Genomic DNA, 22,717 nt, shown 5'->3' on the forward strand with positions numbered 1-22,717 from the left:
CAAATCACATGTGGGAGCGAGCCTGCTCGCGATGACGGTCTGCCAGCCAATGAAGAAGTTGTCTGGACTGACGCCATCGCGAGCAGGCTCGCTCCCACAGGAATTTATGTTTGCTTTAGGTGTGTAGCGGCAATTTCAGCTCCGCACACAACCCGCCACCGTCACGATTGCTCAGCGTCAGCGAACCGCCCAGCGCCAGCGCCAGTTGCTGGGCGATCGCCAGCCCCAGCCCGGTGCCGCCGGTGCTGCGGTTGCGTGAGTTTTCCACGCGGTAGAAGGGCTCCATCACCTGGGCCAGTTCTTCTTCAGCGATGCCCGGGCCGCGATCCATGACCTTGATCGAGAGGCTGCTCTTGTCGCGTTGAATCAGCAGCTCGGCAGCGCCGGCGAACTTCAGCGCGTTGTCGGTCAGGTTGACCAGCACCCGGCGCAAGGCGTGGGGGCGGGTGTCGATGACCGCCTCACTCTTGCCGCTCAATTGCACTTCCTTGCCCATGTCCTGATAGTCGAACACCAGGCTGTCGAGGAACGAATCCAGATTGGTGCGTCGGCTTTCCTCGGTCGAGCCGTGGATGCTGCGGGCATAGGCCACGCCTTCGCGCACCAGATGTTCCATCTCGCCGAGGTCGTTCCACAGTTTGTCTTTCTCGGCCGAATCGTCCATGAACTCCGCCCGCAGCTTCATGCGGGTGATCGGGGTTTGCAGGTCGTGGGAGATTGCCGCGAGCAGTTGCATGCGCTCTTTCAGGTACGCGGCGATGCGCGCCTGCATCGAGTTGAAGGCGCGGGCGGCGTAGGCCACTTCGTTCGGGCCTTTTTCGTCGAGGTTGATCGGGTGGGCGTTGGGGTCGAGGGTTTCCACGGCGTTGGCGAGGCGGGTGAGGGGGCGGATGGCGATGCGTACCGCCAGCCAGGTGCAGGCAAGCATCAGCGCCAGTTGCCCGAGCAATACCACCGGCAGCCATGGCGACAGCGGCACCATCGACGGGCGCACATCGATGGTCACCGGGCTGCCGTCGCTCAGGCGCAGGTGGCCCTGAAAGTGTTTTTTCGGGCCGGGAATATCGGTGAACGTCAGCGGATAGGCCTCGCCAATTGCATCGGTAATCGAGGTGACGGCAATCGGCACGTCCTGCGGATCCAGCGGTGTGCCCGGTTCGCCTTCGCTCAGCAGATAGCCGTAATTCTTGCGAGCCAGGCGTTTGAGCCACATCGGGCGTTCTTCGGCGGGCAGTCGGTCGAGGATGGCAATCGAGGTCGAAACGTCGGTTTCGAGGTTGCCGAGCATGGTGTTTTTCGCGCTTTCGTAGCGCTCGTAATACTGCGCGCCGAACGACAGCGCCTGAGCGAGGATCAACCCGATCAGGAAAATCAGCGACAAACGGGAGGCGAGGGTGCGCGGCCAGCGCAGGGCGACATTCATGCGGGGGCTCCGAGGACTTCGACCGGCAGCGAGAACACATAGCCTTCGCTGCGCACGGTCTTGATGTAGGCCGGTTCACGGGCGTCATCCAGCAGGCGCTGGCGCAGACGGCTGACCAGCAGATCGATGGATCGGTCGAACAGATCGGCGTCGCGACCCTGGGTCAGGTTGAGCAATTGGTCACGGCTCAGCACCCGTTGCGGATGGTCGAGGAAAACCCGCAACAAACGGTACTCCGCGCCACTGAGCGCGACCATAGTGCCGTCCTTGTCCAGCAGATGCCGGGCGGAGGTGTCGAGCTGCCAGCGACCGAACGCCAGCAGCCGGCCGCTTTCGGTCACCACCAGGTTCGGCGGCAGCATCCGGGTGCGGCGCAGCACGGCGTTGATCCGCGCCAGCAGCTCGCGGGCGGCGAATGGTTTGGTCAGGTAGTCGTCGGCGCCCATTTCCAGGCCGAGGATGCGGTCGGTTTCATCATTGCGCGCGGTGAGCATCAGGATCGGCGTGGCCTTGTGTTTGCCCGAGCGCAATTCGCGGCACAGCAGCAGGCCGTCGTCGCCGGGCATCATGATGTCGAGCACGATCAGGTCGACGGTGTTGGCTTCCAGAAAACTGCGCATCTGCCGGCCATCGGCAACCACCGTAGTGCGCAGGCCGTTTTTCTTCAGGTAATTGCCGACCAGTTCGCGAATCTCGCGGTCGTCGTCGACGATCAGGATGTGATCGACATGTTCCATGGGGCCAAACCTCAATCAAAGGGGATTGCCGGGCAGTCTATCGAGCCTGCGCGAGGCCGCCTGCCTGCCTTTGTATTGCAGTGTATCCAGCGCTGTGACGGATACACGCCGACGCAAAAAGCGGATTTTTACAGGGTTTTGTATCGCTGTGTATCTCGGGCGCGCGCGGATACGTAGCGATTTATACACGGCATTTGCCGACACATGCGCGATACCTCGCGAGCTTTAAATGAGCTCCATCGAGGCACACACAGAACGCCTCGGCCCAATCAACGATTCAACCATTGAAGCCCCGAGGAAAACGCCATGAACACCAAGACCAAATCGATTGCTGCCGCTTGCCTGTTTGCCGCTCTGAACATCTGCACCCTGTCGGCCCGCGCCGAAGCCGATGTCACTCCGCAAACCTACTCCTACGGCAGCCACCTGGACATCCAGAAAGTGGTGTCGCTGAAACAGGACAACTCGATGACCTGCGGCATCGTCGACGCCCGCCTGACCTACCTCGACTCGGCCGGCAAGACCCAGGTACTCGACTACCGCAAATTCGCCGACGGCTGCAACGAAGACAACTGATTACCCACCTCTATAAAAGGAACATCGCCATGAACAACGTATCGCGCTATCTGACCGCTGTTGCCTTCTCCCTCGCCGGTGTCGCGGCCCACGCCAACGCTGCCGTCGAACAGAACAGCTGTGGCAGCAGCACCTGCTTCCAACTGGCTCCGGTGGACAAGCCGGGCAGCGAAGGTTTGATCGCCGCCGACGGCGCCAGCCGCACGCCACAGGGCCAGACACTGGCCGCCGACGGCTCCAGCCGTACGCCGCAAGGCCAGACGCTGGCCGAGAACGGTGCCAGCCGTACGCCGCAAAGCCAATGGCTGGATAACCAGACGGCTTGAGGATTGAAGGGGGGCTGCCCGTAACGGTCAGCCCCCGATCCAGTCGACAGACCACCCCTCATTCAAAAGGTGAACCTCATGTTTCTCATCGCTTTCCTGGGCGGTCTGTTGACTGTCCTCAGTCCGTGCATTCTGCCGGTGGTGCCGTTTCTGTTCGCCGGAGCCGACCGCACCCGTTCTTCGATCCTGCTGACTCTCGGCGGCATGGCCCTGACCTTTGCCCTGATCTCCAGCCTGGCGGTGGTCAGCAGCGAGTGGGTGATCGAGGCCAGCAACACCGGTCGCCACATTGCGCTGGCGGTAATGGTGCTGTTTGCGCTGTCGTTGATTTCCGCGCGCATCGGTGACTGGCTGGCGCGGCCCTTTGTGCTGCTGGGCAATCGCCTCGACCCCGACGCCCGGAAAAAGACCGGGCCCATGGCGTCGATCATGATCGGTGTCGCCACCGGTCTGCTTTGGGCGCCGTGCGCCGGTCCGATCCTCGGCGTGATCCTCACCGGTGCCATGCTGCAAGGCGCCAACGCCCAAACCAGCCTGTTGCTGCTGGCCTACGGCGCGGGCAGCGCGCTGTCGCTGGGAACGCTGATCTTCGCCGGTCGCGGTCTGGTCAACCGACTGAAACCGTCGATTCCTTTCACTGGCTGGTTCCGCCGCGGCGCGGGTGTTGCGGTGCTGGCGACGGCGGCGGTGATCGCCACCGGTGCTGACAACGTGCTGCTGGCCAACACCTCGTCACAAGGCGTGGCATCGGTCGAGAAAAGCGTGCTGGAGAACGTGCCGAAAGTGGTGGACTACTTCGTCAGCAAAGTCCGTGCAGACTCGACTGAAGACGAGGCGAGCAAAGGCGCGATGCCGTCGCTGTCCGGTGCGGTGCAATGGCTGAACTCGCCGGAACTGACAGCCGAGTCCCTGCGCGGCAAAGTGGTGCTGGTGGACTTCTGGACGTATGACTGCATCAACTGCCAGCACACCCTGCCGTACGTCAAAGAGTGGGAGAAGAAGTACGGCAAGGACGGCCTGGTGGTGATCGGTGTGCACACCCCGGAATACGGCTATGAGCGGATCATCGACAACGTCAAGGATCAGGTGAAGAAGCTCGGCATCACCTACCCGGTAGCCATCGACAACAACTACGCGATCTGGCGCAACTTCGATAACCAGTACTGGCCGGCGCATTATCTGGTCGACGCCAAGGGGCAGGTGCGTTACACCCACTTTGGCGAAGGCAGTTACCAGGCGCAGGAGCAGATGATTCAGCAGCTGCTCAAAGAGGCCAAGGCGCCTGCTGCGTAAACCGCGAAACTCAATGGCTCACAGGTCGCGCACCATGAGCCATTGTTCGTTACCCCAGGCGTGAAAACGCTCCAGCACCGTCCAGCCGCGTTTGGCGTAATAGTCCTGTTTGCTCTGGGTGTGCAGATAGAAACGCGGCAGGCCCCGTTTTTTCGCCTCCTCAGCAATTCCCTCGATCAGCCTTTCTGCCAGACCCTGACCGCGTGATTCGGGGCTGACCAGCACACAGGCCAGCCACGGCCCCAGATCCGGTCGAAGGGCCAGATCCGCCCGGGCCAGTGCCGCACCGCCCAGCAGTCGATCCCCGTCCAGCGCAATCAGGCAACGCCAGTCGCCATTGGTCTGGCCCTCGGCAAATTCGCGCTGCCAATCGGCCAGAGGTTGCTCGGCATATTCGTAGTGAAACTGGCGGTGGATCCACGCCGCGTAAGTGTCGCTGTGCTGCAGGTGATCGGCGAGCCATTCGAAGCGCAAGGACATGATCGAATTCCGTTCCGGGAGATGGCCTGCATGAGAGCCGATCAGCCGGTGCGCTGGCAACCCCCCGACAGTGTTTCGGGGCCTTTACAAAATCCCGCCATTCATCGGCCAATGCCCGGTTTTACGGGCTCTCCGGACGATTGGCAGGGACGCCGGACAGCGCCCGCGCGATAGTGGGCGAGCAGGGCCGCCAACGGCTCTGCCATCCATAAAAAGAATGCGAGGTTGCCATGCCGAAGTTCGTGATTGAACGCGAGATTCCAGGAGCCGGAAAGCTATCGGAGCAAGAACTCAAGGCCGTATCGCAAACGTCCTGCAACGTGCTGCGTGAACTCGGGCCAGAGGTGCAGTGGCTGCAGAGTTATGTGACTGCCGACAAGATCTATTGCGTGTACATCGCACCCAACGAGGAACTGGTGCGCGAACACGCAAGGCAAGGGGGATTTCCGGCCAACAGCGTGTCCCGGGTGACGAGCATCATCGACCCGACGACCGCCGAGTGACGCTTGACCCTTCTGCCGTGGAGCACCCATTCATGAGTACCCCCATTGATCTCACTGCCCTGAAGGAACGCCAGAAAGTCGCCTGGGCCAGTGGCGACTACGCCGTGATCGGCACCACGCTGCAAATCGTCGGCGAAACCCTCGCCGAAGCCTGCGACCTGCGCTGCGATGAAGAAGTGCTGGATGTCGCCGCCGGCAACGGCAATGCCACGCTCGCGGCGGCACGCCGTGGTTGTCTGGTGACGTCCACCGACTATGTCGCGGCGTTGCTGGAACGCGGCCAGGACCGGGCGCGCGCCGAGCATCTGGAGGTGACCTTTCAGGTCGCCGATGCCGAAGCGCTGCCGTTTGCCGATTCCAGTTTCGATGTGGTGCTGTCGACCTTCGGCGTGATGTTCGCCCCGGATCAGGCGAAAGCGGCCAAGGAGCTGGCGCGGGTCTGTCGCCGGGGCGGACGGATCGGCCTGGCCAACTGGACGCCGGAAGGCTTCGTCGGCCAGATGTTCAAGACCCTCGGCCGCTACCTACCACCGCCACCCGTTGCGCAACCGCCCTCGAACTGGGGCGCGGAAGCCTGGCTGCATTCGCATTTCGACGATCGCCAGTTTCAGTTGCAGGTGACTCGGCGCCACTTCAACTTCCGCTATCGCTCGGCGGCGCATTTCATTGATGTGTTTCGCCACTGGTACGGCCCGGTACACAAGGCGTTCGCGGCGTTGCCGCCGGAGAGCGGTCAGGCGCTGGAGACGGATCTGACGCTACTGATCGATGGGCTGAATCGGGCGGGGTCGGAATCGATGGTGGTGCCGAGTGAGTATCTGGAGGTGGTCATCACTAAACGCTGAGCGTCATGCAAAACAACTGTGGGAGCGAGCAGGTTCGCTCCCACAGGGATCCCGACAGGGCTTCTATTTCAGATGCGCGCTGTCAAACCACTCCAGCGCGGTGCGCCAGATGCAGATGCCGAGAAAGTACGCCGACGCCAGCAGCCACAGGCCCATCACCAGCGGGTTGATCACCGGGTGGTTCAGCACCAGCGACAGGCTGCACAGCAACCAGATCGCCGTCACCGCAATGTTGATCGGCATGAACCGGCGTACCCGGAACGGGTGCAGGAACTTCATGCGGGTCACGGTCAGCAGCGCCAGGCCAATCACCGTCAGGAAGGTGAGCCACGGCCCCGGATCGATGATGTACAGACACAACGCAACCACGTTCCAGGCGGCGGGGAAACCGACGAAATAGTTGTCCTTGCTCTTCATGTTGACGTTGCAGAAGCAGAACAGCGACGACACCAGAATCAGCGACACGGTCAGCAGCAGGGTGTAGTCGGGCAGGGGAATGTAGCGATAGATGAACAGCGCCGGGATGAACACGTAGGTCAGGTAGTCGATCACCAGATCGAGGATCGATCCGTCGAAACTCGGCAGCACCGACTGCACGTTGACCTTGCGCGCCAGCGCTCCGTCGAGGCCGTCGACGATCAGCGCCACGCCCAGCCACATCAGGCAGTGGATCGGCTGGTTTTCTAACAGGGCAAGGGTGGCCAGGAAGGCGGTGACCACGCCGGTCGCGGTGAAACCATGGGCGCCCCAGGCCTTGAGCCTGGCGATGTGGACGGTCGATATCACGAAGGCGTTCTCCAGAAAGTGCAGCAAGCCGCGTAAACCCTTGGGCAGCAAGGGTGGCGACCAACCGGGTCGGGGTTGCAGCTATCGACCGGTCGGGCCGGGTCAAGGTTCACCCATTCTTGAAGATTAGCTGGCCCTGAAAAAAATACCCCGACAGGGCCGGGGCATTTTTATGTGACATCGGTAACCGTCAGAGCGCGGCTTCCGGGTTGCGGCCGAACACCCGGTTGTATTCAGCCTTGGCGGTCTGCTCGGTGAACTCGCCTGACCACTTCGACATCACCACTGTGGCCACGCTGTTGCCGATGGTGTTGCAGGTGGCGATGGCCATCGACATGAAGCGGTAGACGCCGAACAACAGCGCCAGACCTTCCACCGGCAGGACGCCAATCGCTGTGACGGTCGCGGCAAACACCACGAAGCTGCCACCGGATACCGCCGCCGCGCCTTTGGAGGTCACCAGCATGATCGCGATGGTTCCCAGTTGTTGCTCCCAGCTCATCGGCACACCGTAGGCATTGGCGATGAACAGCACGCACAACGACATGTAAATGGACGTGCCGTCGAGGTTGAAGGCATAACCGGTGGGCAGTACCAGGCCGACGCTCTGTTTCGAGCAGCCGAACTTCTCGAGTTTTTGCAGCAGACGCGGCAGGGCGCTTTCCGATGAAGCGGTGCCGAGTACGATGAAAATCTCATCCTTGATGTACTTGAGGAACCGCCACAGGCTGAACCCGGAAATACGGCAGACCGCACCCAGTACGACAAAGATGAAAAACGCCACGCCGACGTAAAACATCAGCACCAGATTGGCCAGTGACATCAGCACCGCCGAGCCGTTGCTGCCAACCGCGTACGCCACCGAACCGAACGCACCGAGCGGGGCGAACTTCATGATCAGGTTGATGAACTCGAAGAAGCACTCCGAGACCCGGCTCAGGCCATCCTCGATCACGCTGCGGCGTTCCGGTTTCAGCGCCAACAGGGCGAAGCCGAACAGCACCGAAATCACCAGCACTTGCAGCAATTGGCCGCCGGCAAAGGCGCCGACGAAGTTGTCCGGGAAAATCCCGTAGATGAAGTCCATGGTCGACGCCGGGGCATGGCCCTTGGCGACGGCGGCACTGGCGGCTGCGGCAGTGGCGCTGCTCGGGTGAGCGTCGTGCATGCCGGAGCCGATATTCAGCAGGTTGCCCCAGAGCAGGCCGATGGCCAGAGCGATGGTCGATACCACTTCAAAGTAGATCAACGCACGCAAGCCGACTTTGCCCACGCGTTTGATGTCGCCGGCCGAGGCGATGCCGTGGACCACGGTGAAAAACACCAGCGGGGCGACGGCGGTCTTGATCAGCTTGAGGAAGATGTCGCCGAGAATCTTGAAGCTGGCCGCCAGTTCCGGTGCGAGGAAGCCGAAGGCAATCCCCAGCAGCATGGCGGCGATCACCTGAAAGGTCAGGTCTTTGTACAGCGGTTTCTTGTCGGGGGTGGTCATGTCTGCGGTCTCGTTGTTGTTATTGGCGAGCGATGGGCAGAGGGCTCGCGCGCGGCGAGCCCGGTGAGGATCAGCGTTTGACCGAACCCTCACGCGCCAGGGCGATGTCGACCATCTGCGGCGCAAGGCCGATGTAGTTGGCCGGATCGGTCAGGCGCTTGAGTTCCTCGACATCCAGTTGCGCGGTGGCCTCACCCTGGGCCAGCAGCGCGTCGAGCAGGCTGGTGCCCTGATCGTTGGCCATGCGGCAGGCGGCGTAGACCACGTCATGCGCAACCTGACGACCGAGTGCCGGCGCCAGCCCCATCATTACGGCTTCGGCGACGATCAGGCCCTGGGTCATGTCGAGGTTTTTACGCATGCGCTCGGTGCGCACTTCGAGGCCAGCGAGCATGAATTTCGCCTGACCCAGCGAGGCAGCGCTGAGCGCGAAGGCTTCCGGGATGGCGATCCATTCGGCTTGCCATGGGCCGGTGGAGCGCTCGAAGTCCTGAATCATCGCGTCGAGCATCAGACCCGCCTGCTGGCGTACGCCTTTGGCAGCGGCATACATTAGCTCGCAGGAAATCGGATTGCGCTTTTGCGGCATGGTGCTGCTGGCGCCACGGCCCTTGACGAAGGGTTCGTACACTTCGCCCAGTTCGCTGGTCATCATCATCATGACGTCGAGGGCAATCTTGCCCAGCGAGCCGGTGACCAGACCGAGGAAGTTCAGGGTCTCCGCCAGACCATCGCGGGCGACGTGCCAGGTGGCTTGCGGCACGCCCAGACCCAGTTCGGCCATCAGCGCTTCCTGCACTTCCAGGCCTTTGTCGCCAAGGGAGGCGAGGGTGCCCGCCGCACCGGCGAACTGGCCGATTTCCACCCGTGGACGCAGCTCCACCAGACGTTCGGCGTGGCGGTCGAACATGCTCAGCCACACCGCGCACTTGTAGCCGAAGGTGATCGGCAGCGCGTGTTGCAAATGCGTGCGGCCGGCCATCGGCGTGTCGCGATAGCGCTTGGCAAGGTCGGCGAGCAAGCCGCGCACCGCTTGAATGTCGCGCTCGACGATGGCCAGCGCAGCGCGGACTTGCAGGACGACCGCAGTGTCCATGATGTCCTGGGTGGTCGCGCCCCAGTGCACGTAACGGCCGGCTTCACCGCAGGTTTTCGACAGCTGCTCCACCAGCGGCAGGATCGGGTAGCCGACGATTTCGGTCTCGTGCTGCATCAGTGCCAGATCGAGCGAGGCATAGGTTGCCAGCTCGGCAATCTGCTCGGCGGCAGCCGCCGGGATCACGCCGCAGCGCGCTTCGGCCCGGGCCAGGGCGACTTCCACTTCAATGTAGCGTTCGATCAGGGCTTGGTCGGAAAACACGCTGCGCATCTCGGCGGTGCCGAACATGTCGCGGAACAGGGCGGAGTCGAAGACAGTGCTGGACATGAGGGAATCCTGAATATGTTTGTTATTGATCGGACATATATATTATGTCCGTACATAATTCTTGCGCCCTCGCTGATACACTGTCAACTCGCTTAACCATCGGGACTGATGAAAGGTATGAACACGCGCTATGCGGTCGTTGCAAAAGATTTGATGGAGGGCATCTCCAGCGGTCGCTATCCGCTCGGATCGTTGCTGCCGACCGAGTTCGAACTGTGCGAGCTGTACGACGTGAGCCGGCACACTGTGCGGGCGGCCATTACGCAGTTGCAGAATCAGGGGCTGGTCTCGCGGCGCAAGCGGGTCGGCACCCGCGTCGAGTCGATCTCGCCCAAGGGCGGGTACTCGCAGTCGCTGGCTTCGGTGTCCGACCTGGTGCACCTGGCGGAAACCCAGATGCGCAGCATTCAGAACGTCTCCCGTTTTGTCGCCGACATTGCCCAGGCCCGACGCCTGGGCATGGAGCCGGGGGAGCATTATTTTTGCGTGTCGAGCATTCGCGTCGACGAGGAGAACCGGCGGGCGCCGCTGTGCTGGACCGACGTCTACGCGCAGGAAACCTATGCCGAAGTCATCGAGCTGGCTGAACAGCATCCGGACGAACTGATCGCCGCCCTGATCGAGCGCCATTTCGGCCGGCACATCGACGTAGTCGACCAGCAGGTGCGCGCGGTGTTGCTGAGTCCGGAGATCGCCAAAAGCCTCAACGCCGAAGCCGGGTCGCCGGGGCTGAACATCATTCGCCAGTACCGTGACGAGGACGGCGCCCTGATGGTGGTATCGGAAACCACGCACCCCGAAGACCGCTTCACGCTGGTGACACAGATGCGCCGGGAAAAGAGTCCGGGTTGATGCCCGGCGTCAGCCCAACGGTGCTGGCACATCGCATCAGGAGGACTATCGTTGCCTGACGCAGTCATACCCCTTTACCTGAGGACGACGTCATGAACACCAGCGATCTGCTCGAACAACTGCTGCGAGGCCAGGCCTCGGCGGGACAACAAGGTGGCGCGTCGGCCGGCGTGGGAGCGGGTGGGCTGGGCGGGTTGCTCGGCGGTCTGCTGGGCGGCGGCAGTGGCGGCGGTTCTGCTGCCGGAGGGCTGGGTGGCCTGGGCGGGTTGCTTGGCGGTGGCGGGGCGCTGGGTGGCGGCACGCAGCGTCGGTCCGGCGGCACCAATTACGCGGCGCTGGCTTCGCTGGGCATGATGGCTTTCCAGGCGTATCAAGCCTGGCAACGCAGCCAGGCGTCCGCCGCGCCGCAGCAAACGCCGCAAACCGCAGACCTGCTGTCCGGCCCGCAAGTCGAAGAGCACAGCCACGCCGTCCTGCGGGCGTTGATCGCGGCGGCCAAGGCTGACGGGCGGATCGACGAATCGGAAAAACACCTGATCAGCAGCGAAATCGGCAAGCACACCGATGACCTGAACCTGCAGCAATGGCTCGACGACGAGGTCGCCAAACCGCTGGATCCCACCGAAGTGGCGCAGGCGGCACAGAACGATCCGGCCATGGCCGCCGAGATGTACCTGGCCAGCGTGATGCTGGTGGACGATCAGCAGGACGCCGAGCGCAATTATCTGGATGAACTGGCAGCGGCGTTGCAGATCGACCCCGAGTTGCAGGTTCACCTCGAACAGCAGGCCAAGGGCACGGCCTGACCCTCTCCTCTCAAAGCCTTCGACCGTGCCGTTCAAGCAAGGAGCGAGCCGAAGGCTCCGTCCGTCAGGGCAATTTTCAAGCCGATTGAATTTTTGACGCGCCAAGCCTCTCTGCTTCATTAGAGGCGAGTGACTGAGCGTCCTGCCAATCGATCGAGAATATTGCCATGACTGTCCTGACTCACCTGCAAGCTGGCCCCGCCCCATCGCGTCCGCTCGACTCTCTGACTGAGTTGCGGCGTATCCATGAAGCACTTTTATCCGATGAACATCCTCAGCCGCTGGCGCGCGCCTTTCTGGAAGATCACCTGCTGCAAGCCGCGCAGTTGGAGGATGAGCTGCCATCGGACCCCGCGCAGTGGCATGCCTGGGTGGCCGAGCACTGTGCCGATGTCGCCCGGCAATACGCCGACTACCTGCAACAACGCAAGGCTGGAGGCGCGCGGCAGTTCTTCAGTTGCAAGGCTCATGCGCTGTATTTCCTGCAAGCGGTGGCGCCGACCAAACTGGTCGATGGCGCCTGGCTCTACGGCTTGCTCGGACAGTGGCGCGATCCGCGTTTCAGCAGCCTGATCAGCACTTATCTGGAAGAACTGGGCGAGGGCAATCCGGCGCAGAACCACGTCGTGATCTACCGCCAGCTGCTCGCCGAACAGGGCCTCGAGCCGAGCAGTCCACTGCCCGACGAACGCTATCTGCAAGGCGCGCTGCAATTGGCCCTGGGTGCCGGCGGCATGGATTTTTTGCCGGAGGTGATCGGTTACAACCTTGGCTACGAGCAACTGCCCCTGCACCTGTTGATCAGCAGTTACGAGCTCAGTGAACTGGGGATCGATCCGTACTATTTCACCCTGCACGTAACCATCGACAACGCCAGCACCGGCCATGCGCAAAAAGCCGTGCAGGCCGTTCTGGATCTGCTGCCTCTGGAGGCTGATCGCCGCGATTTCCTGCGCCGGGTATCGCTGGGCTATCGGCTCAATGACCTGGGACAGGGCAGCCGCGCAATCATCGAGGGGTTCGAGCTGGAGCGCGAACTGTTGGCGATGCTTGAACGCAAGTGTCCGTTCGCTCAACACATGCACTCCGACTATTGCCGCTTCGAAGGCAAGACCGTCAATCAGTGGCTGGCCGATCCGCAGCAGCTGTCCGGGTTCCTGCAGGCCATGCAGGACAAGGGCTGGATCAAGCGCCACGAAGATCCACAGAACAGCCGCTTCTGGCAATTGATCGATGGCGATGGCGCGGCGATGTTCGGCGTGTTCAGCGCCTATGAAAAACAACTGGTGCACGACTGGATAGCCGGTGACTGGATTTCTGCGGACAAAGCCGTCGCATTCCGCCGCCGCCCCTCAGTCCCTGCGCCGATCGAGGTGCCCGAACAGGACCCCGATGTGCAGCGCCTGAATGCGGCACTGCAAGGGCAGGATGCACACACTAGGTTCGCAACGTTGATCCCCTGGCTCGCGCCGGCCCGGCACGCGCATCCGGCCGGGCTGCTTGCCACTCGCCAATTCATCCAACTCAAATCCGGCCTGCGTTAAGGAAATCATCAATGAATCAGGAAGAACGACTGTCTGCCAACGATCTGGTGCTACTGCAACTGGGGCGGCGCCTGCAGGCCGACGGCTATCGTTTCATCACCCCGACGCCGCTGACCCATCAACGGGTCAACCAGCGCGACGAAGGGCAGGCCGCCGATTGCCTGCGGGATGTGTTCGGATGGTCGCGCCCGTTCGAACCGGGCCTGCTGTCTGCCGATGAACAGCGGCAATTGCAGGACGCCCAGGTGATTGATGCGTTCGACGGGCGCTTGAAGAGCCGGGTGCGCTGGTCGAGCCTGGATGACTTGCTGTTCGTGCATTCGGGGTTTCCCACGGATGCCGCCGATTCGGTGTTTTTCGGCCCGGATACCTATCGCTTTGCCCAACTGATCCACAGCCATTTGCAGCAGAACTTTGCGCCTATTCACCGGGCGGTGGACATCGGTTGTGGCGCCGGAGTCGGCGCGATCCTGATTGGCCGTGCCCGGCGCGAAGCGCAAGTGCTGGCGGTGGATATCAACCCCGCTGCGCTGCGCCTGACCACGATCAACGCGGCGCTGGCCGAAGTGGCCAACGTCGAGGTGCGCGCCAGTGATGTATTGCAAGGCGTGGACGGTGAATTCGACCTGATCGTCGCCAACCCGCCGTACATGGCCGATCCGGCCGGACGAGCTTACCGCCATGGCGGTGGGACGCTGGGGGCGGGGCTGTCGTTGCGCATCGTCGAACAGGCGCTCAATCACCTGACCCCCGGCGGTTCGCTGCTGCTGTACACCGGCGTTGCGATGGTCGACGGCCGCGATCCTTTCCTCGACACGGTATTGCCACGGCTGGATGAAAAACGCTTCGGCTGGACCTACCGTGAACTCGATCCCGATGTGTTCGGCGAAGAGTTGCTCAATCCCGGCTATCAGCGCGTCGACCGGATTGCCGTGGTCGCGCTGACGGTGACTCGAACAGGTTGAAACAAGGCAGGTGCAGGATGAGCAGGAATCTCGACGACTACAACCGGATGCGTGACTTCTCGGCGACATCCGAGCCGGCAGCCGACCACCGTCGGGGCAAGAAGCCCGGCGGTGAGCAGGCTTTGCAATTTTGCATCCAGAAGCATGACGCCTCGCACCTGCATTATGACTTTCGCCTGGAACTCGACGGCGCGCTCAAGAGCTGGGCGGTGCCCAAGGGCCCGTCGCTGGATCCCAAGGTCAAGCGGCTGGCGGTGCATGTCGAGGATCACCCGCTGGACTACGCGACGTTCGAGGGCAGCATTCCCGAAGGGCATTACGGTGCCGGCGATGTGATCGTCTGGGATCGCGGCGTGTGGATTCCGCTGGAAGACCCGGAGAAAGCCTACGCCAAGGGCAAGCTCAAATTCGAACTGCGCGGCGAGAAGCTCGCCGGGGTATGGAACCTGGTGCGCACCCACATGCCGGGCAAGAAAGAGCAGTGGTTTCTGATCAAGCATCAGGACAGCGCCGCACGCCCGCAAAGCGATTACGACGTGCTGGTCGCCGAGCCCGACAGCGTGCTCAGCGAGCGCACGATCGTCGACAAACCCCGGCTGAGTGCGAAGCAGGTCAAGCCACTGAAAGGCCCGGCGAAAGCACCGCGCAAGCCAGCTTCCGGCAAACTCACTGGCGCCCACAAGGCGAGTATCCCGGCGCAGTTGAAACCTCAACTGGCGACTCTGGTGGAGAGCGCGCCGGAAGGGGATTGGCAATACGAAATCAAGTTCGACGGCTATCGAATCATGGCGCGTATCGATCAGGACCAGGTGCAGTTGTTCACCCGCAATGGCCATGACTGGACGCACAAATTGCCGAAACAGGCGCAAGCCCTGGCGGCGCTGGGCCTGGAGTCGGCGTGGCTGGATGGTGAGATGGTGGTCGCCGACGCGGACGGCGTGCCGGACTTTCAGGCCCTGCAAAACGCGTTCGATTCGGGACGCAGCGAAAAAATCGTCTATTACCTGTTTGATCTGCCGTATCTGAACGGTGTCGACCTGCGCGAGGTGCCTGTGGAGGAACGGCGTGCTGCGCTGGCGACGGTGCTGAAAACGCATCGAGACCCGCTGCTGCGTTTTTCCGAAGCGTTCGACGAAACACCGCAGGCCTTGCTCAACAGCGCCTGCCAGATGCGCATGGAAGGCCTGATCGGTAAACGCCTCGGCTCGTCTTACGTGTCGCGCCGCAGTAGCGACTGGATCAAGCTCAAGTGCAAGCATCGCCAGGAATTCGTGATCGTCGGCTATACCGATCCGAAAGGCGCGCGCAGTTCGTTCGGCGCGTTGCTGCTGGGTCTGCATGATCGTGACAGCGGCGAGTTGCGGTACGCCGGCAAGGTCGGCACGGGATTCAATGAAACCACCCTCAAGAGCATCCTCGCGCAGTTGAAACCGTTGCGAGTGAAAAAACCGGCAGTGGCCAACCCGCCCACGGGGTTCGAGGCCAAGGGTGTGCACTGGCTCAAGCCGAGTCTGCTGGCGGAAGTCGCGTTTGCCGAAATGACCCAGGACGGCTCGGTGCGTCACGCCGTTTTTCATGGCTTGCGCGAGGACAAACCGGCCAAGGACATCACCGAGGAGCGCGCCAAACCCATGAAGACTTCAAAGACTGAATCTACCGCGCCGTCGCAATCCGGCCTGGCCGACGGCAAGGTGCGGATCACCCATCCCGACCGAGTGATCGACGCCAGCAGTGGCACCACCAAAATGCAGCTGGCCGAGTATTACGCCAGCGTCGCCGAATGGATTCTGCCGCAGCTCAAGGATCGCCCGGTGGCGCTGGTGCGCGCGCCGGACGGTATCGCCGGTGAGCTGTTCTTCCAGAAGAACGCCGAAAACCTGGCGATCCCCGGCATCCGCACGCTGGACAAGGAACTGACCGGCCAGCCGGTGATGCTGATCAACAACGCCGAAGCCTTGATCGGCGCGGTGCAGATGAGCACGGTCGAACTGCACACCTGGAACGCTACCACCACCGATCTGGACAAGCCCGACCGCTTTGTCCTCGACCTCGACCCGGACCCGGCGCTGCCGTGGAAAAGCATGGTCGAAGCCACAGCACTGACCCTGACCGTGCTGGATGAGCTGGGCCTCAAGGCGTTTCTCAAGACCAGCGGCGGCAAGGGCATTCATCTGGTGGTGCCGCTGACCCGCAAGCATGGCTGGGACGAGGTCAAGGATTTCAGCCACGCCATCGTCACGCACATGGCGAAATTGTTACCGGAGCGTTTTTCTGCGGTGTCCGGGCCGAAAAATCGCGTAGGGCGGATCTTCATCGATTACCTGCGCAACGGCTTGGGCGCCACCACCATTTGCGCCTACGCGGCGCGTACCCGTGAAGGGTTGCCGGTGTCGGTGCCGCTGTTTCGGGAGGAGGTCGGCGAGATCAAAGGTGCCGATCAATGGACCGTGCACAACGTTCACGAACGGCTGGCGGACGTGGGCGATGAACCTTGGGCGGATCTGAAGAAAACCCGGCAGAGCATCACGGCCGAGATGCGCAAGCGGGTGGGCATGAAGAAATGATCAGGTGCCGCGCAGCAAGTCGTGGGCGTTGAGCAGATCGAAGGCAACTTGCGGATTGTTTTCCAGGCCACGGCGGATGGCGGCCGGGATGGTTTTTCGGGTTTTGCGGCAGAGCCCCGGAAGCTCTTCGACCTCGATTTCGATGCCGCCTCGCACAGTCCGCACTTCACCGAACTTCGGCGCGATCAGCACACGAATCCCGAGCTGATCGAACATCCTGCCTTGCAACCGCTCGAGGTCGGCGAGGTCTTTGAGGTTTTCCAGACGCTCGAGCAGACGCTTTTCTTCCTCGCGGGTCAGCAACAGGATGCGCACATCCGCGCCGGGCGTATCCAGCAGCGGATCACGCCCGCAGATGCACAGACCCGGCGGGCAAGGGGAGCGGAGTGAGGCGGAAATCGTCATGGCCTCCATCATAGAGGCCGTTCGACGGTTTTGCCCATGGTCGTTCGCCAGCCGTCCATCGGCAGGGCGTAACGGTGGCAAGTCCGTCAGCCACCATCATCGAACGTGCCGTGGTTACTGCGACAGACCTTCGTACTGAACCAGTATGGCGTTGGCCAGCTCTTCATCGCTGGCGTTCAGGCCAGGATTGTCCTGACGCACCTGCTGCAGTACCGATTCGAGGTACACGCCACGGATCGTTCCGCCGCTGGCGACGAATGCCGACAAGTCGTCACGGGCCGGAATCACCATTTTGTGATCCTTGAACGTGGAATACAGCGAGGCGGAAACGCCGGCCGAAGTGGCGACATCCCCCGCATCCACGCGGGCGAAAGCCGAACCGAAAGGCAGGCACAGCATAAGAGACGAAACCAGTAGTAAACGACGCATGACGGTGTTCCTCCAGCAGCGTAAAGCGAAAAGGAAGTACCACATAATGTGAGAGGTGTCGGCGGGCACGGGAGTTCCGTAAGTCGGCTCAGGCCGTAGGGGGCGGAATGAGAACCGTCGCACAGTGCGGCATTTTTACTGGATGTAACGACACACGCTGAGACGCTCTAACGCAGCGGGTTCATGGAAATAGGCTTAACTGAAGCGTTGAACGGCGCCGCGTGGCGCGACCTGGGAGGAAATCACGGTGTCGATCAAACTGCGTTTGGTGTTGCTGATTGCGACCAGCCTGCTGACGGCGCTGATCGTGAGCCTGGTCAGTTATGTGGGCAACCAGCGGATGGCTTCGGCGGTCAGTGACAACGCGGTCAGCATGAGCGCGCTGCGCAACCACATGGAAGCCGACATGATGCACGACGCCCTGCGCGCGGACGTGTATTCGGCGATGCTGGTGGGGCTGGGCAAAAGCACCAGTTCGGCGGACGAGGTGCGCAGTTCGGTCGAAGAGCATGCGGCGCATTTTCGCGAAGTGCTGGGTGAAAACCTCAAGCTGCCGGTCAATCCGACGATCAAGTCCGCGCTCGAGCAGATCAAGCCAAGCCTCGACACCTACGTCAGCGCCGGCGAGCAGATCGTCGGTCTTGCACTGGAAAATCCGGACAGCGCCCAGCAGCAACTGGGGACCTTCAATACCGCGTTCAGCCAGCTCGAAGAACAGATGGCCGCTCTCAGCGAGCTGATCGAAACCAATACCCGACACACCAGCGAAGGCACCGAAGCGGCGATCCACAATGCCAATATCGCCCTCGGCATTGTCCTGGTCGCCAGTCTGTTGCTGCTGTTGGCCCAGGGCCGGTGGGTGATCCTGAGCATCATGGGTCCGCTGAAATCCGCCAGCCGCATCGCCGAAAGCATTGCTCACGGCAACCTCAGCGAGCCGATCGCCGAACCGTCCGGCAAGGACGAAGCCAGTGCGCTGATCCGCACGCTGGCCACGATGCAGCGCGACCTGCGGGACATGATCGACGTGGTGCGACGCAACGCCCACGGCGTCAGCGGCATGAGTGAGCAACTGAGCCACGGCTGCCATCAGGTGGCCGACAGCAGTCAGCAGCAAAGCACCGCCGCCGGGACCATGGCTGCCGCCGCGAGCCAGATGACCGCCAGCATCGAGGAAATCACCCGTCACGCCGAGCGTGCACTGGACATGGCTAGCCAGGCCGAGTCACTGGCGAAGAACGGCGGACAGGTGATCCATCAAGTGGTCAGCGACATGGACGACATCGCCCGTTCCGCCCAGCAATCGGCGCAGGTGATCCGCACCCTGGATCAGGAGTCCGAAGGCATTTTCAACATCATCCAGGTGATCAAGAGCATCGCCGACCAGACCAACCTGCTGGCGCTCAACGCAGCCATCGAGGCAGCCCGGGCGGGCGAGCAGGGCAGGGGCTTTGCGGTGGTGGCCGATGAGGTGCGCAGTCTGGCTGCGCGCACCAGTGCGTCAACTCAGGAAATCGCCGCGATGGTCGCGCGCATCCAGAACAGCACCCGCGAGGCCGTCAGCAGCATGGAGGCGGGCGTCGCCCAGGTCGACAAAGGCATGGCGGTCACCGCCGACGTCGAGCGCGCCATCCGCGAAATCCTCGACGCCACCCTGAGCACCACGCAACTGGTCAACGACATCACCCGCACCATCGGCGAACAGAGCCAGGCCAGCAACGAAATTGCCCATCAGGTGGAGATGATCGCGGGCATGTCGGAGGGCAACAGCAAGGTCATCGGCCAGACGGCCAATACCACGGACGAACTGTCGAGTCTGGCGGGGCGGCTGGCGCAGTCGGTGGATCGGTTTCGGTTGTGAGAGCAGGCTCTGCCGCCGCATTGGCGGCAGAGCTCATGTATCAGAACTTGTACGCCTGACGCCCCACCAGCAACCACTTGCCAGCCTGCTTCTGCCAGATCTGGAAGTTCTCGATTTCCGTCGGCACGACCTCGGTGCCTTTGAGGGCCTGTGCTGAAAAATGATGGCGCACCAGCGCGGTGTCCCCGGACAGGGTGATGGTCTGGTTTTGCATCTCCAGGGTCTTGAACGCGCTCTTGCCGGTTTCGATATCGGCGATGAAGGCTTTCTTGTCCTGGATCTTGCCGCTGGAGTGGCCGTAGGTGAGGTTGTCGGCGGTCAGGGCGTTCAGTTCGGCGACGTCCTTGTGCAGCATCGCCTGGGTCAGGTGGTCGACGGCCTGGGCGACATCCTGTTCCGCCGGGGCGGCGGCGACGTAGCCGCTGAAAACACAGAAAAGACCGAGCAGCACTTTGCTTTTGTTCATGAGGATTCCTTGTTGTTGTAGGTTTCGGAACGACTGGTTTATTTGTCAGTCGTCGTACAACTTAGCAGGAATTCATCGGCGTTAGAAAGCGCTTGAGGAACCAATCGAAAACTATCCGGTCGCGAACAGACGCGCGGGTTTGCCATGACGTGATATTCTTCGCGCCACTTGTTTTGACCCAATTCAGTCTGGTGCGCTTTTCGGCGGGCCAGGCAGAACCCCTGTCGCTCAAGTAGCTGAAGCCAATAATGATAAGAAGTCAGTTCAGAAGGGACATATAACTGAGGTCGACACTGCCTGTCGGCCTTGTGTGCCCACCCGTCAAAATTGAAGTGTGCCGGAACCCGCGACGCTGGCCTGAGTGTCGCGAAAGAGGGGACCTCATACATACAACAGCGGCGGGCGGAAGGCGTTTTATCATAGGTGCAACGGATGTTTAAAAAAGTGAACACAGCCTTGCTGGGGCTGGCTTTGGCGATGGGGATGTCTTCCGCCAATGCCGAGGAAGCAAAGAAAGTCGACGTCCTGCTGATCGGCGGCGGCATCATGAGCACCACCCTGGGTGTGTGGATCAATGAGCTGGAACCGACCTGGTCGATGGAAATGGTCGAGCGCCTCGATGGCGTCGCCCTGGAAAGCTCCAACGGCTGGAACAACGCCGGTACCGGTCACTCGGCGCTCGCCGAGCTGAACTACACCCCGGAAGACGACAAGGGCAATGTCACCATCCCGAAAGCCGTCGAGATCAACGAAGCGTTCCAGGTCTCCCGTCAGTTCTGGGCCTGGCAGGTTCGTCAAGGCGTCCTGAAGGACCCTCGTTCGTTCATCAACACCACTCCGCACATGAGCTTCGTGTGGGGCGATGACAACATCAAGTTCCTGAAAAAGCGCTATGAAGCCCTGCAAGCGAGCCCGCTGTTCGCCGGCATGCAGTACTCCGAAGACCCGGCTGTGATCAAGAAGTGGGTTCCGCTGATGATGGAAGGGCGTGACCCGAACCAGAAAATCGCGGCCACCTGGAGCCCGCTGGGTACCGACATGAACTTCGGCGAAATCACCCGCCAGTTCGCCGGTTACCTGCAGACCAAGCCCAACTTCAACTTGAAGCTGTCGAGCGAAGTGCAAGACATCACCAAGAATGCAGATGGCACCTGGCGCGTCAGCTACAAGAATCTGAAAGACGGCACCAAGACTGAAACCGACGCCAAGTTCGTGTTCATCGGCGCCGGCGGCGGTGCACTGCACCTGCTGCAGAAATCCGGTATCGAAGAAGCCAAGGAATACGCTGGCTTCCCGGTAGGCGGCTCGTTCCTGGTGACCGATAACCCGGCCATCGCCGAGCAGCACCTGGCCAAGGCCTACGGTAAAGCTTCGGTTGGCGCGCCTCCGATGTCCGTTCCGCACCTGGACACCCGTGTTCTGGACGGCAAGCGCGTCATCCTGTTTGGCCCGTTCGCGACCTTCAGCACCAAGTTCCTGAAGGAAGGTTCGTACCTGGACCTGCTGACCAGCACCACCACCCACAACATCTGGCCTATGACCCGGGTCGGCATCAAGGAATACCCGCTGGTCGAGTACCTGGCCGGTCAACTGATGCTGTCGGATGAAGACCGTCTGAACGCGCTGAAGGAATACTTCCCGAACGCCAAAGCCGAAGACTGGCGCCTGTGGCAAGCCGGCCAGCGCGTGCAAATCATCAAGCGTGATGAAGCCGCTGGCGGCGTGCTGAAACTGGGCACCGAAATCGTTGCTTCCAAAGACGGCTCCATCGCCGGTCTGCTGGGCGCATCCCCGGGCGCATCGACCGCTGCACCGATCATGCTGAGCGTGCTGCAGAAAGTCTTCAAGGACAAAGTCGCCAGCCCTGAGTGGCAAGCCAAGCTGCACCAGATCGTTCCAAGCTACGGCACCCAGCTGAACAACGATCCAGCCAAAGTGGCTGAGGAGTGGGCTTACACCGCCAAGATCCTGCAACTGCCAACCCCTCCGGTGATTGGCCAGGTTGCGGCCCCGGCGGCGGACGCCTCGGCTGAAAAAGCCCCGGCGCCAAAAGAAAGCGCTGCACGTGACATGGCTCTTTAATTAGACGCCTGACACACGAAGCCCACTGAACCGGTGACGGTCAGTGGGCTTTTTTGTGTCCGGATTTCAGGCCTTGGCGGCAGCCAGATAAGCCCCCAACCGCCGGCCCATTTCTTCGCCCAACGCCTGCAACCCGCTCAACGGCCGCACCATCACCTCGAACTCGACGATCTTGCCCTGTTCATCGAAACGGATCATGTCGATGCCCTTGAGCTCTTTTGCGCCGACTTTGGCGCTGAACTCCAGCACCACATTAAGGCCATCGGCTGTCGCCAGTTCACGGTGGTATTTGAAGTCTTCGAACACATTGAACACGGTATTGAGGATCATCGAGACCACCGGCGCACCCGGGTAAGGCGTGTGGGCCATCGGCGAGCGAAATACCGCTTTGGGATCGAGCAGCTCTGGCAGGGCCTCGAGGTTGCCGGTGCGGACCATCTCGTGCCAGCGGATCAGGGATTCGGCGGCGTTGGGGTGCAGGTTCAGTTCGGACATGGTTTCACTCCTGTATTTTTGTTGTTCTTGGCGCGGCGCCCATGACTCTAGATCAAAGCGGCGTAATGGAAACCTTCTGTACCGGTCTGAATGTCGACACATGAGTGGGCCAAATCCATCTGATCCGCTTTTTCCTGTTGAATCTGCATCTGTAACCGTCTCAGCCATAGGCCCAAAATACCCTTGCCGTTCAGCCACACGCGAAGAGCTTCATTCCGAAGCGTCCGGTGCGCCGGACATTCAGTATTCAGGAGGCCTTCATGGCTAAGATGGCGATTTTCCTCGGCGGCTTTCTTGTGTTGACCATCATGATTGGCGTTCTTGCCACGATTTCTCCGGTCTGACTATCCGACGTCGAGTT

Annotated in this window: 22 protein-coding genes and 1 pseudogene; 13 read left to right on the forward strand and 10 right to left on the reverse strand. The window is 61.6% G+C overall.

Going from position 1 to position 22,717, the window contains the following annotated elements:
• Positions 1 to 115 precede the first annotated feature (115 nt).
• Both PDR5_RS11070 and PDR5_RS11075 read right to left on the reverse strand, forming a co-directional pair.
• The gene (locus PDR5_RS11070) at positions 116 to 1,423 is read right to left on the reverse strand and encodes an ATP-binding protein (RefSeq protein ID WP_064595335.1); all 1,308 of its coding nucleotides are present in this window, start codon (positions 1,421 to 1,423) and stop codon (positions 116 to 118) included.
• Positions 1,420 to 2,160: a response regulator gene (locus PDR5_RS11075; protein WP_011333526.1), complete on the reverse strand. Its 741-nt coding sequence runs from the start codon at positions 2,158 to 2,160 to the stop codon at positions 1,420 to 1,422. The genes PDR5_RS11070 and PDR5_RS11075 overlap by 4 nt, the downstream gene beginning before the upstream one ends.
• Before the next feature lie 306 nt (positions 2,161 to 2,466).
• On the opposite strand from PDR5_RS11075, the gene PDR5_RS11080 reads away from it, so the two are divergent.
• The 3 genes from PDR5_RS11080 (at position 2,467) to PDR5_RS11090 (ending at position 4,355) form a co-directional block, all read left to right on the forward strand.
• The gene (locus PDR5_RS11080; protein ID WP_007956290.1) at positions 2,467 to 2,736 is read left to right on the forward strand and encodes a DUF2790 domain-containing protein; all 270 of its coding nucleotides are present in this window, start codon (positions 2,467 to 2,469) and stop codon (positions 2,734 to 2,736) included.
• A gap of 29 nt (positions 2,737 to 2,765) precedes the next feature.
• The gene (locus PDR5_RS11085; RefSeq protein ID WP_064595337.1) at positions 2,766 to 3,062 is read left to right on the forward strand and encodes a hypothetical protein; all 297 of its coding nucleotides are present in this window, start codon (positions 2,766 to 2,768) and stop codon (positions 3,060 to 3,062) included.
• 78 nt (positions 3,063 to 3,140) lie between these two features.
• Positions 3,141 to 4,355 carry a cytochrome c biogenesis protein DipZ gene (locus PDR5_RS11090; RefSeq protein WP_064595339.1) on the forward strand — a complete coding sequence of 405 codons (1,215 nt, stop codon included), beginning with the start codon at positions 3,141 to 3,143 and terminating at the stop codon, positions 4,353 to 4,355.
• Between the two features lie 18 nt (positions 4,356 to 4,373).
• Here PDR5_RS11090 and PDR5_RS11095 read toward each other — a convergent pair whose 3' ends face one another.
• Positions 4,374 to 4,835, reverse strand: a complete 462-nt coding sequence (locus tag PDR5_RS11095) for a GNAT family N-acetyltransferase (protein ID WP_064595341.1) — start codon at positions 4,833 to 4,835, stop codon at positions 4,374 to 4,376.
• A gap of 230 nt (positions 4,836 to 5,065) precedes the next feature.
• Here PDR5_RS11095 and PDR5_RS11100 point away from each other — a divergent pair, with 230 nt between their 5' ends.
• Both PDR5_RS11100 and PDR5_RS11105 read left to right on the forward strand, forming a co-directional pair.
• Positions 5,066 to 5,338 carry a DUF4242 domain-containing protein gene (locus tag PDR5_RS11100; protein WP_064595343.1) on the forward strand — a complete coding sequence of 91 codons (273 nt, stop codon included), beginning with the start codon at positions 5,066 to 5,068 and terminating at the stop codon, positions 5,336 to 5,338.
• A gap of 32 nt (positions 5,339 to 5,370) precedes the next feature.
• On the forward strand, positions 5,371 to 6,183 hold the full coding sequence (locus PDR5_RS11105) for a class I SAM-dependent methyltransferase (RefSeq protein ID WP_064595345.1): 813 nt from the start codon (positions 5,371 to 5,373) through the stop codon (positions 6,181 to 6,183).
• A 63-nt stretch (positions 6,184 to 6,246) separates the two neighbouring features.
• Here PDR5_RS11105 and pcsA read toward each other — a convergent pair whose 3' ends face one another.
• The 3 genes from pcsA to PDR5_RS11120 form a co-directional block, all read right to left on the reverse strand.
• Positions 6,247 to 6,969 carry a phosphatidylcholine synthase gene (gene pcsA, locus PDR5_RS11110; RefSeq protein WP_039767868.1) on the reverse strand — a complete coding sequence of 241 codons (723 nt, stop codon included), beginning with the start codon at positions 6,967 to 6,969 and terminating at the stop codon, positions 6,247 to 6,249.
• Between the two features lie 190 nt (positions 6,970 to 7,159).
• Positions 7,160 to 8,461 carry a cation:dicarboxylate symporter family transporter gene (locus PDR5_RS11115; RefSeq protein WP_064595347.1) on the reverse strand — a complete coding sequence of 434 codons (1,302 nt, stop codon included), beginning with the start codon at positions 8,459 to 8,461 and terminating at the stop codon, positions 7,160 to 7,162.
• Between the two features lie 70 nt (positions 8,462 to 8,531).
• Positions 8,532 to 9,887: a class-II fumarase/aspartase family protein gene (locus PDR5_RS11120; protein ID WP_064595349.1), complete on the reverse strand. Its 1,356-nt coding sequence runs from the start codon at positions 9,885 to 9,887 to the stop codon at positions 8,532 to 8,534.
• A gap of 117 nt (positions 9,888 to 10,004) precedes the next feature.
• On the opposite strand from PDR5_RS11120, the gene PDR5_RS11125 reads away from it, so the two are divergent.
• The 5 genes from PDR5_RS11125 to ligD all read left to right on the forward strand — a co-directional run bounded on the left by PDR5_RS11125 (position 10,005) and on the right by ligD (position 16,618).
• Positions 10,005 to 10,739 carry a GntR family transcriptional regulator gene (locus PDR5_RS11125; protein ID WP_064595351.1) on the forward strand — a complete coding sequence of 245 codons (735 nt, stop codon included), beginning with the start codon at positions 10,005 to 10,007 and terminating at the stop codon, positions 10,737 to 10,739.
• Positions 10,740 to 10,831: 92 nt separating this feature from the next.
• Positions 10,832 to 11,545, forward strand: coding sequence for a tellurite resistance TerB family protein (locus PDR5_RS11130; RefSeq protein ID WP_064595353.1), 714 nt, complete (start codon positions 10,832 to 10,834; stop codon positions 11,543 to 11,545).
• Positions 11,546 to 11,712: 167 nt separating this feature from the next.
• Positions 11,713 to 13,089 (forward strand): iron-containing redox enzyme family protein, encoded by a 1,377-nt coding sequence (locus PDR5_RS11135; protein ID WP_064595355.1) that lies wholly within the window; start codon positions 11,713 to 11,715, stop codon positions 13,087 to 13,089.
• Between the two features lie 11 nt (positions 13,090 to 13,100).
• Positions 13,101 to 14,054: a methyltransferase gene (locus PDR5_RS11140; RefSeq protein WP_064595357.1), complete on the forward strand. Its 954-nt coding sequence runs from the start codon at positions 13,101 to 13,103 to the stop codon at positions 14,052 to 14,054.
• A 17-nt stretch (positions 14,055 to 14,071) separates the two neighbouring features.
• Positions 14,072 to 16,618, forward strand: a complete 2,547-nt coding sequence (gene ligD / locus PDR5_RS11145; RefSeq protein WP_064595360.1) for a DNA ligase D — start codon at positions 14,072 to 14,074, stop codon at positions 16,616 to 16,618.
• Here the strand turns inward: ligD and PDR5_RS11150 are convergent, their stop codons facing one another.
• Positions 16,619 to 17,023: a hypothetical protein gene (locus PDR5_RS11150; protein ID WP_172829477.1), complete on the reverse strand. Its 405-nt coding sequence runs from the start codon at positions 17,021 to 17,023 to the stop codon at positions 16,619 to 16,621.
• A 114-nt stretch (positions 17,024 to 17,137) separates the two neighbouring features.
• Positions 17,138 to 17,452, reverse strand: coding sequence for a DUF2388 domain-containing protein (locus PDR5_RS11155; protein ID WP_011333537.1), 315 nt, complete (start codon positions 17,450 to 17,452; stop codon positions 17,138 to 17,140).
• 247 nt (positions 17,453 to 17,699) lie between these two features.
• Here PDR5_RS11155 and PDR5_RS30470 point away from each other — a divergent pair.
• Positions 17,700 to 18,458 (forward strand): annotated as a pseudogene (locus tag PDR5_RS30470) (MCP four helix bundle domain-containing protein); the annotation flags it as partial.
• 129 nt (positions 18,459 to 18,587) lie between these two features.
• Entirely contained in the window at positions 18,588 to 19,313 is a 726-nt protein-coding gene (locus tag PDR5_RS30475) for a methyl-accepting chemotaxis protein (protein WP_408980477.1), read from the forward strand.
• A 40-nt stretch (positions 19,314 to 19,353) separates the two neighbouring features.
• Here PDR5_RS30475 and PDR5_RS11165 read toward each other — a convergent pair whose 3' ends face one another.
• Positions 19,354 to 19,779: a nuclear transport factor 2 family protein gene (locus tag PDR5_RS11165; RefSeq protein WP_064595366.1), complete on the reverse strand. Its 426-nt coding sequence runs from the start codon at positions 19,777 to 19,779 to the stop codon at positions 19,354 to 19,356.
• 432 nt (positions 19,780 to 20,211) lie between these two features.
• Between PDR5_RS11165 and mqo the strand changes: the two genes are divergently transcribed.
• Positions 20,212 to 21,861, forward strand: a complete 1,650-nt coding sequence (gene mqo / locus PDR5_RS11170) for a malate dehydrogenase (quinone) (protein WP_064595368.1) — start codon at positions 20,212 to 20,214, stop codon at positions 21,859 to 21,861.
• A gap of 66 nt (positions 21,862 to 21,927) precedes the next feature.
• On the opposite strand, the gene PDR5_RS11175 is transcribed toward mqo, so the two are convergent.
• On the reverse strand, positions 21,928 to 22,356 hold the full coding sequence (locus PDR5_RS11175) for a nuclear transport factor 2 family protein (protein WP_064595370.1): 429 nt from the start codon (positions 22,354 to 22,356) through the stop codon (positions 21,928 to 21,930).
• Positions 22,357 to 22,717 lie beyond the last annotated feature (361 nt).

The organism is Pseudomonas sp. DR 5-09 (assembly GCF_001655595.1).
Lineage (GTDB): Bacteria > Pseudomonadota > Gammaproteobacteria > Pseudomonadales > Pseudomonadaceae > Aquipseudomonas > Aquipseudomonas pharyngis.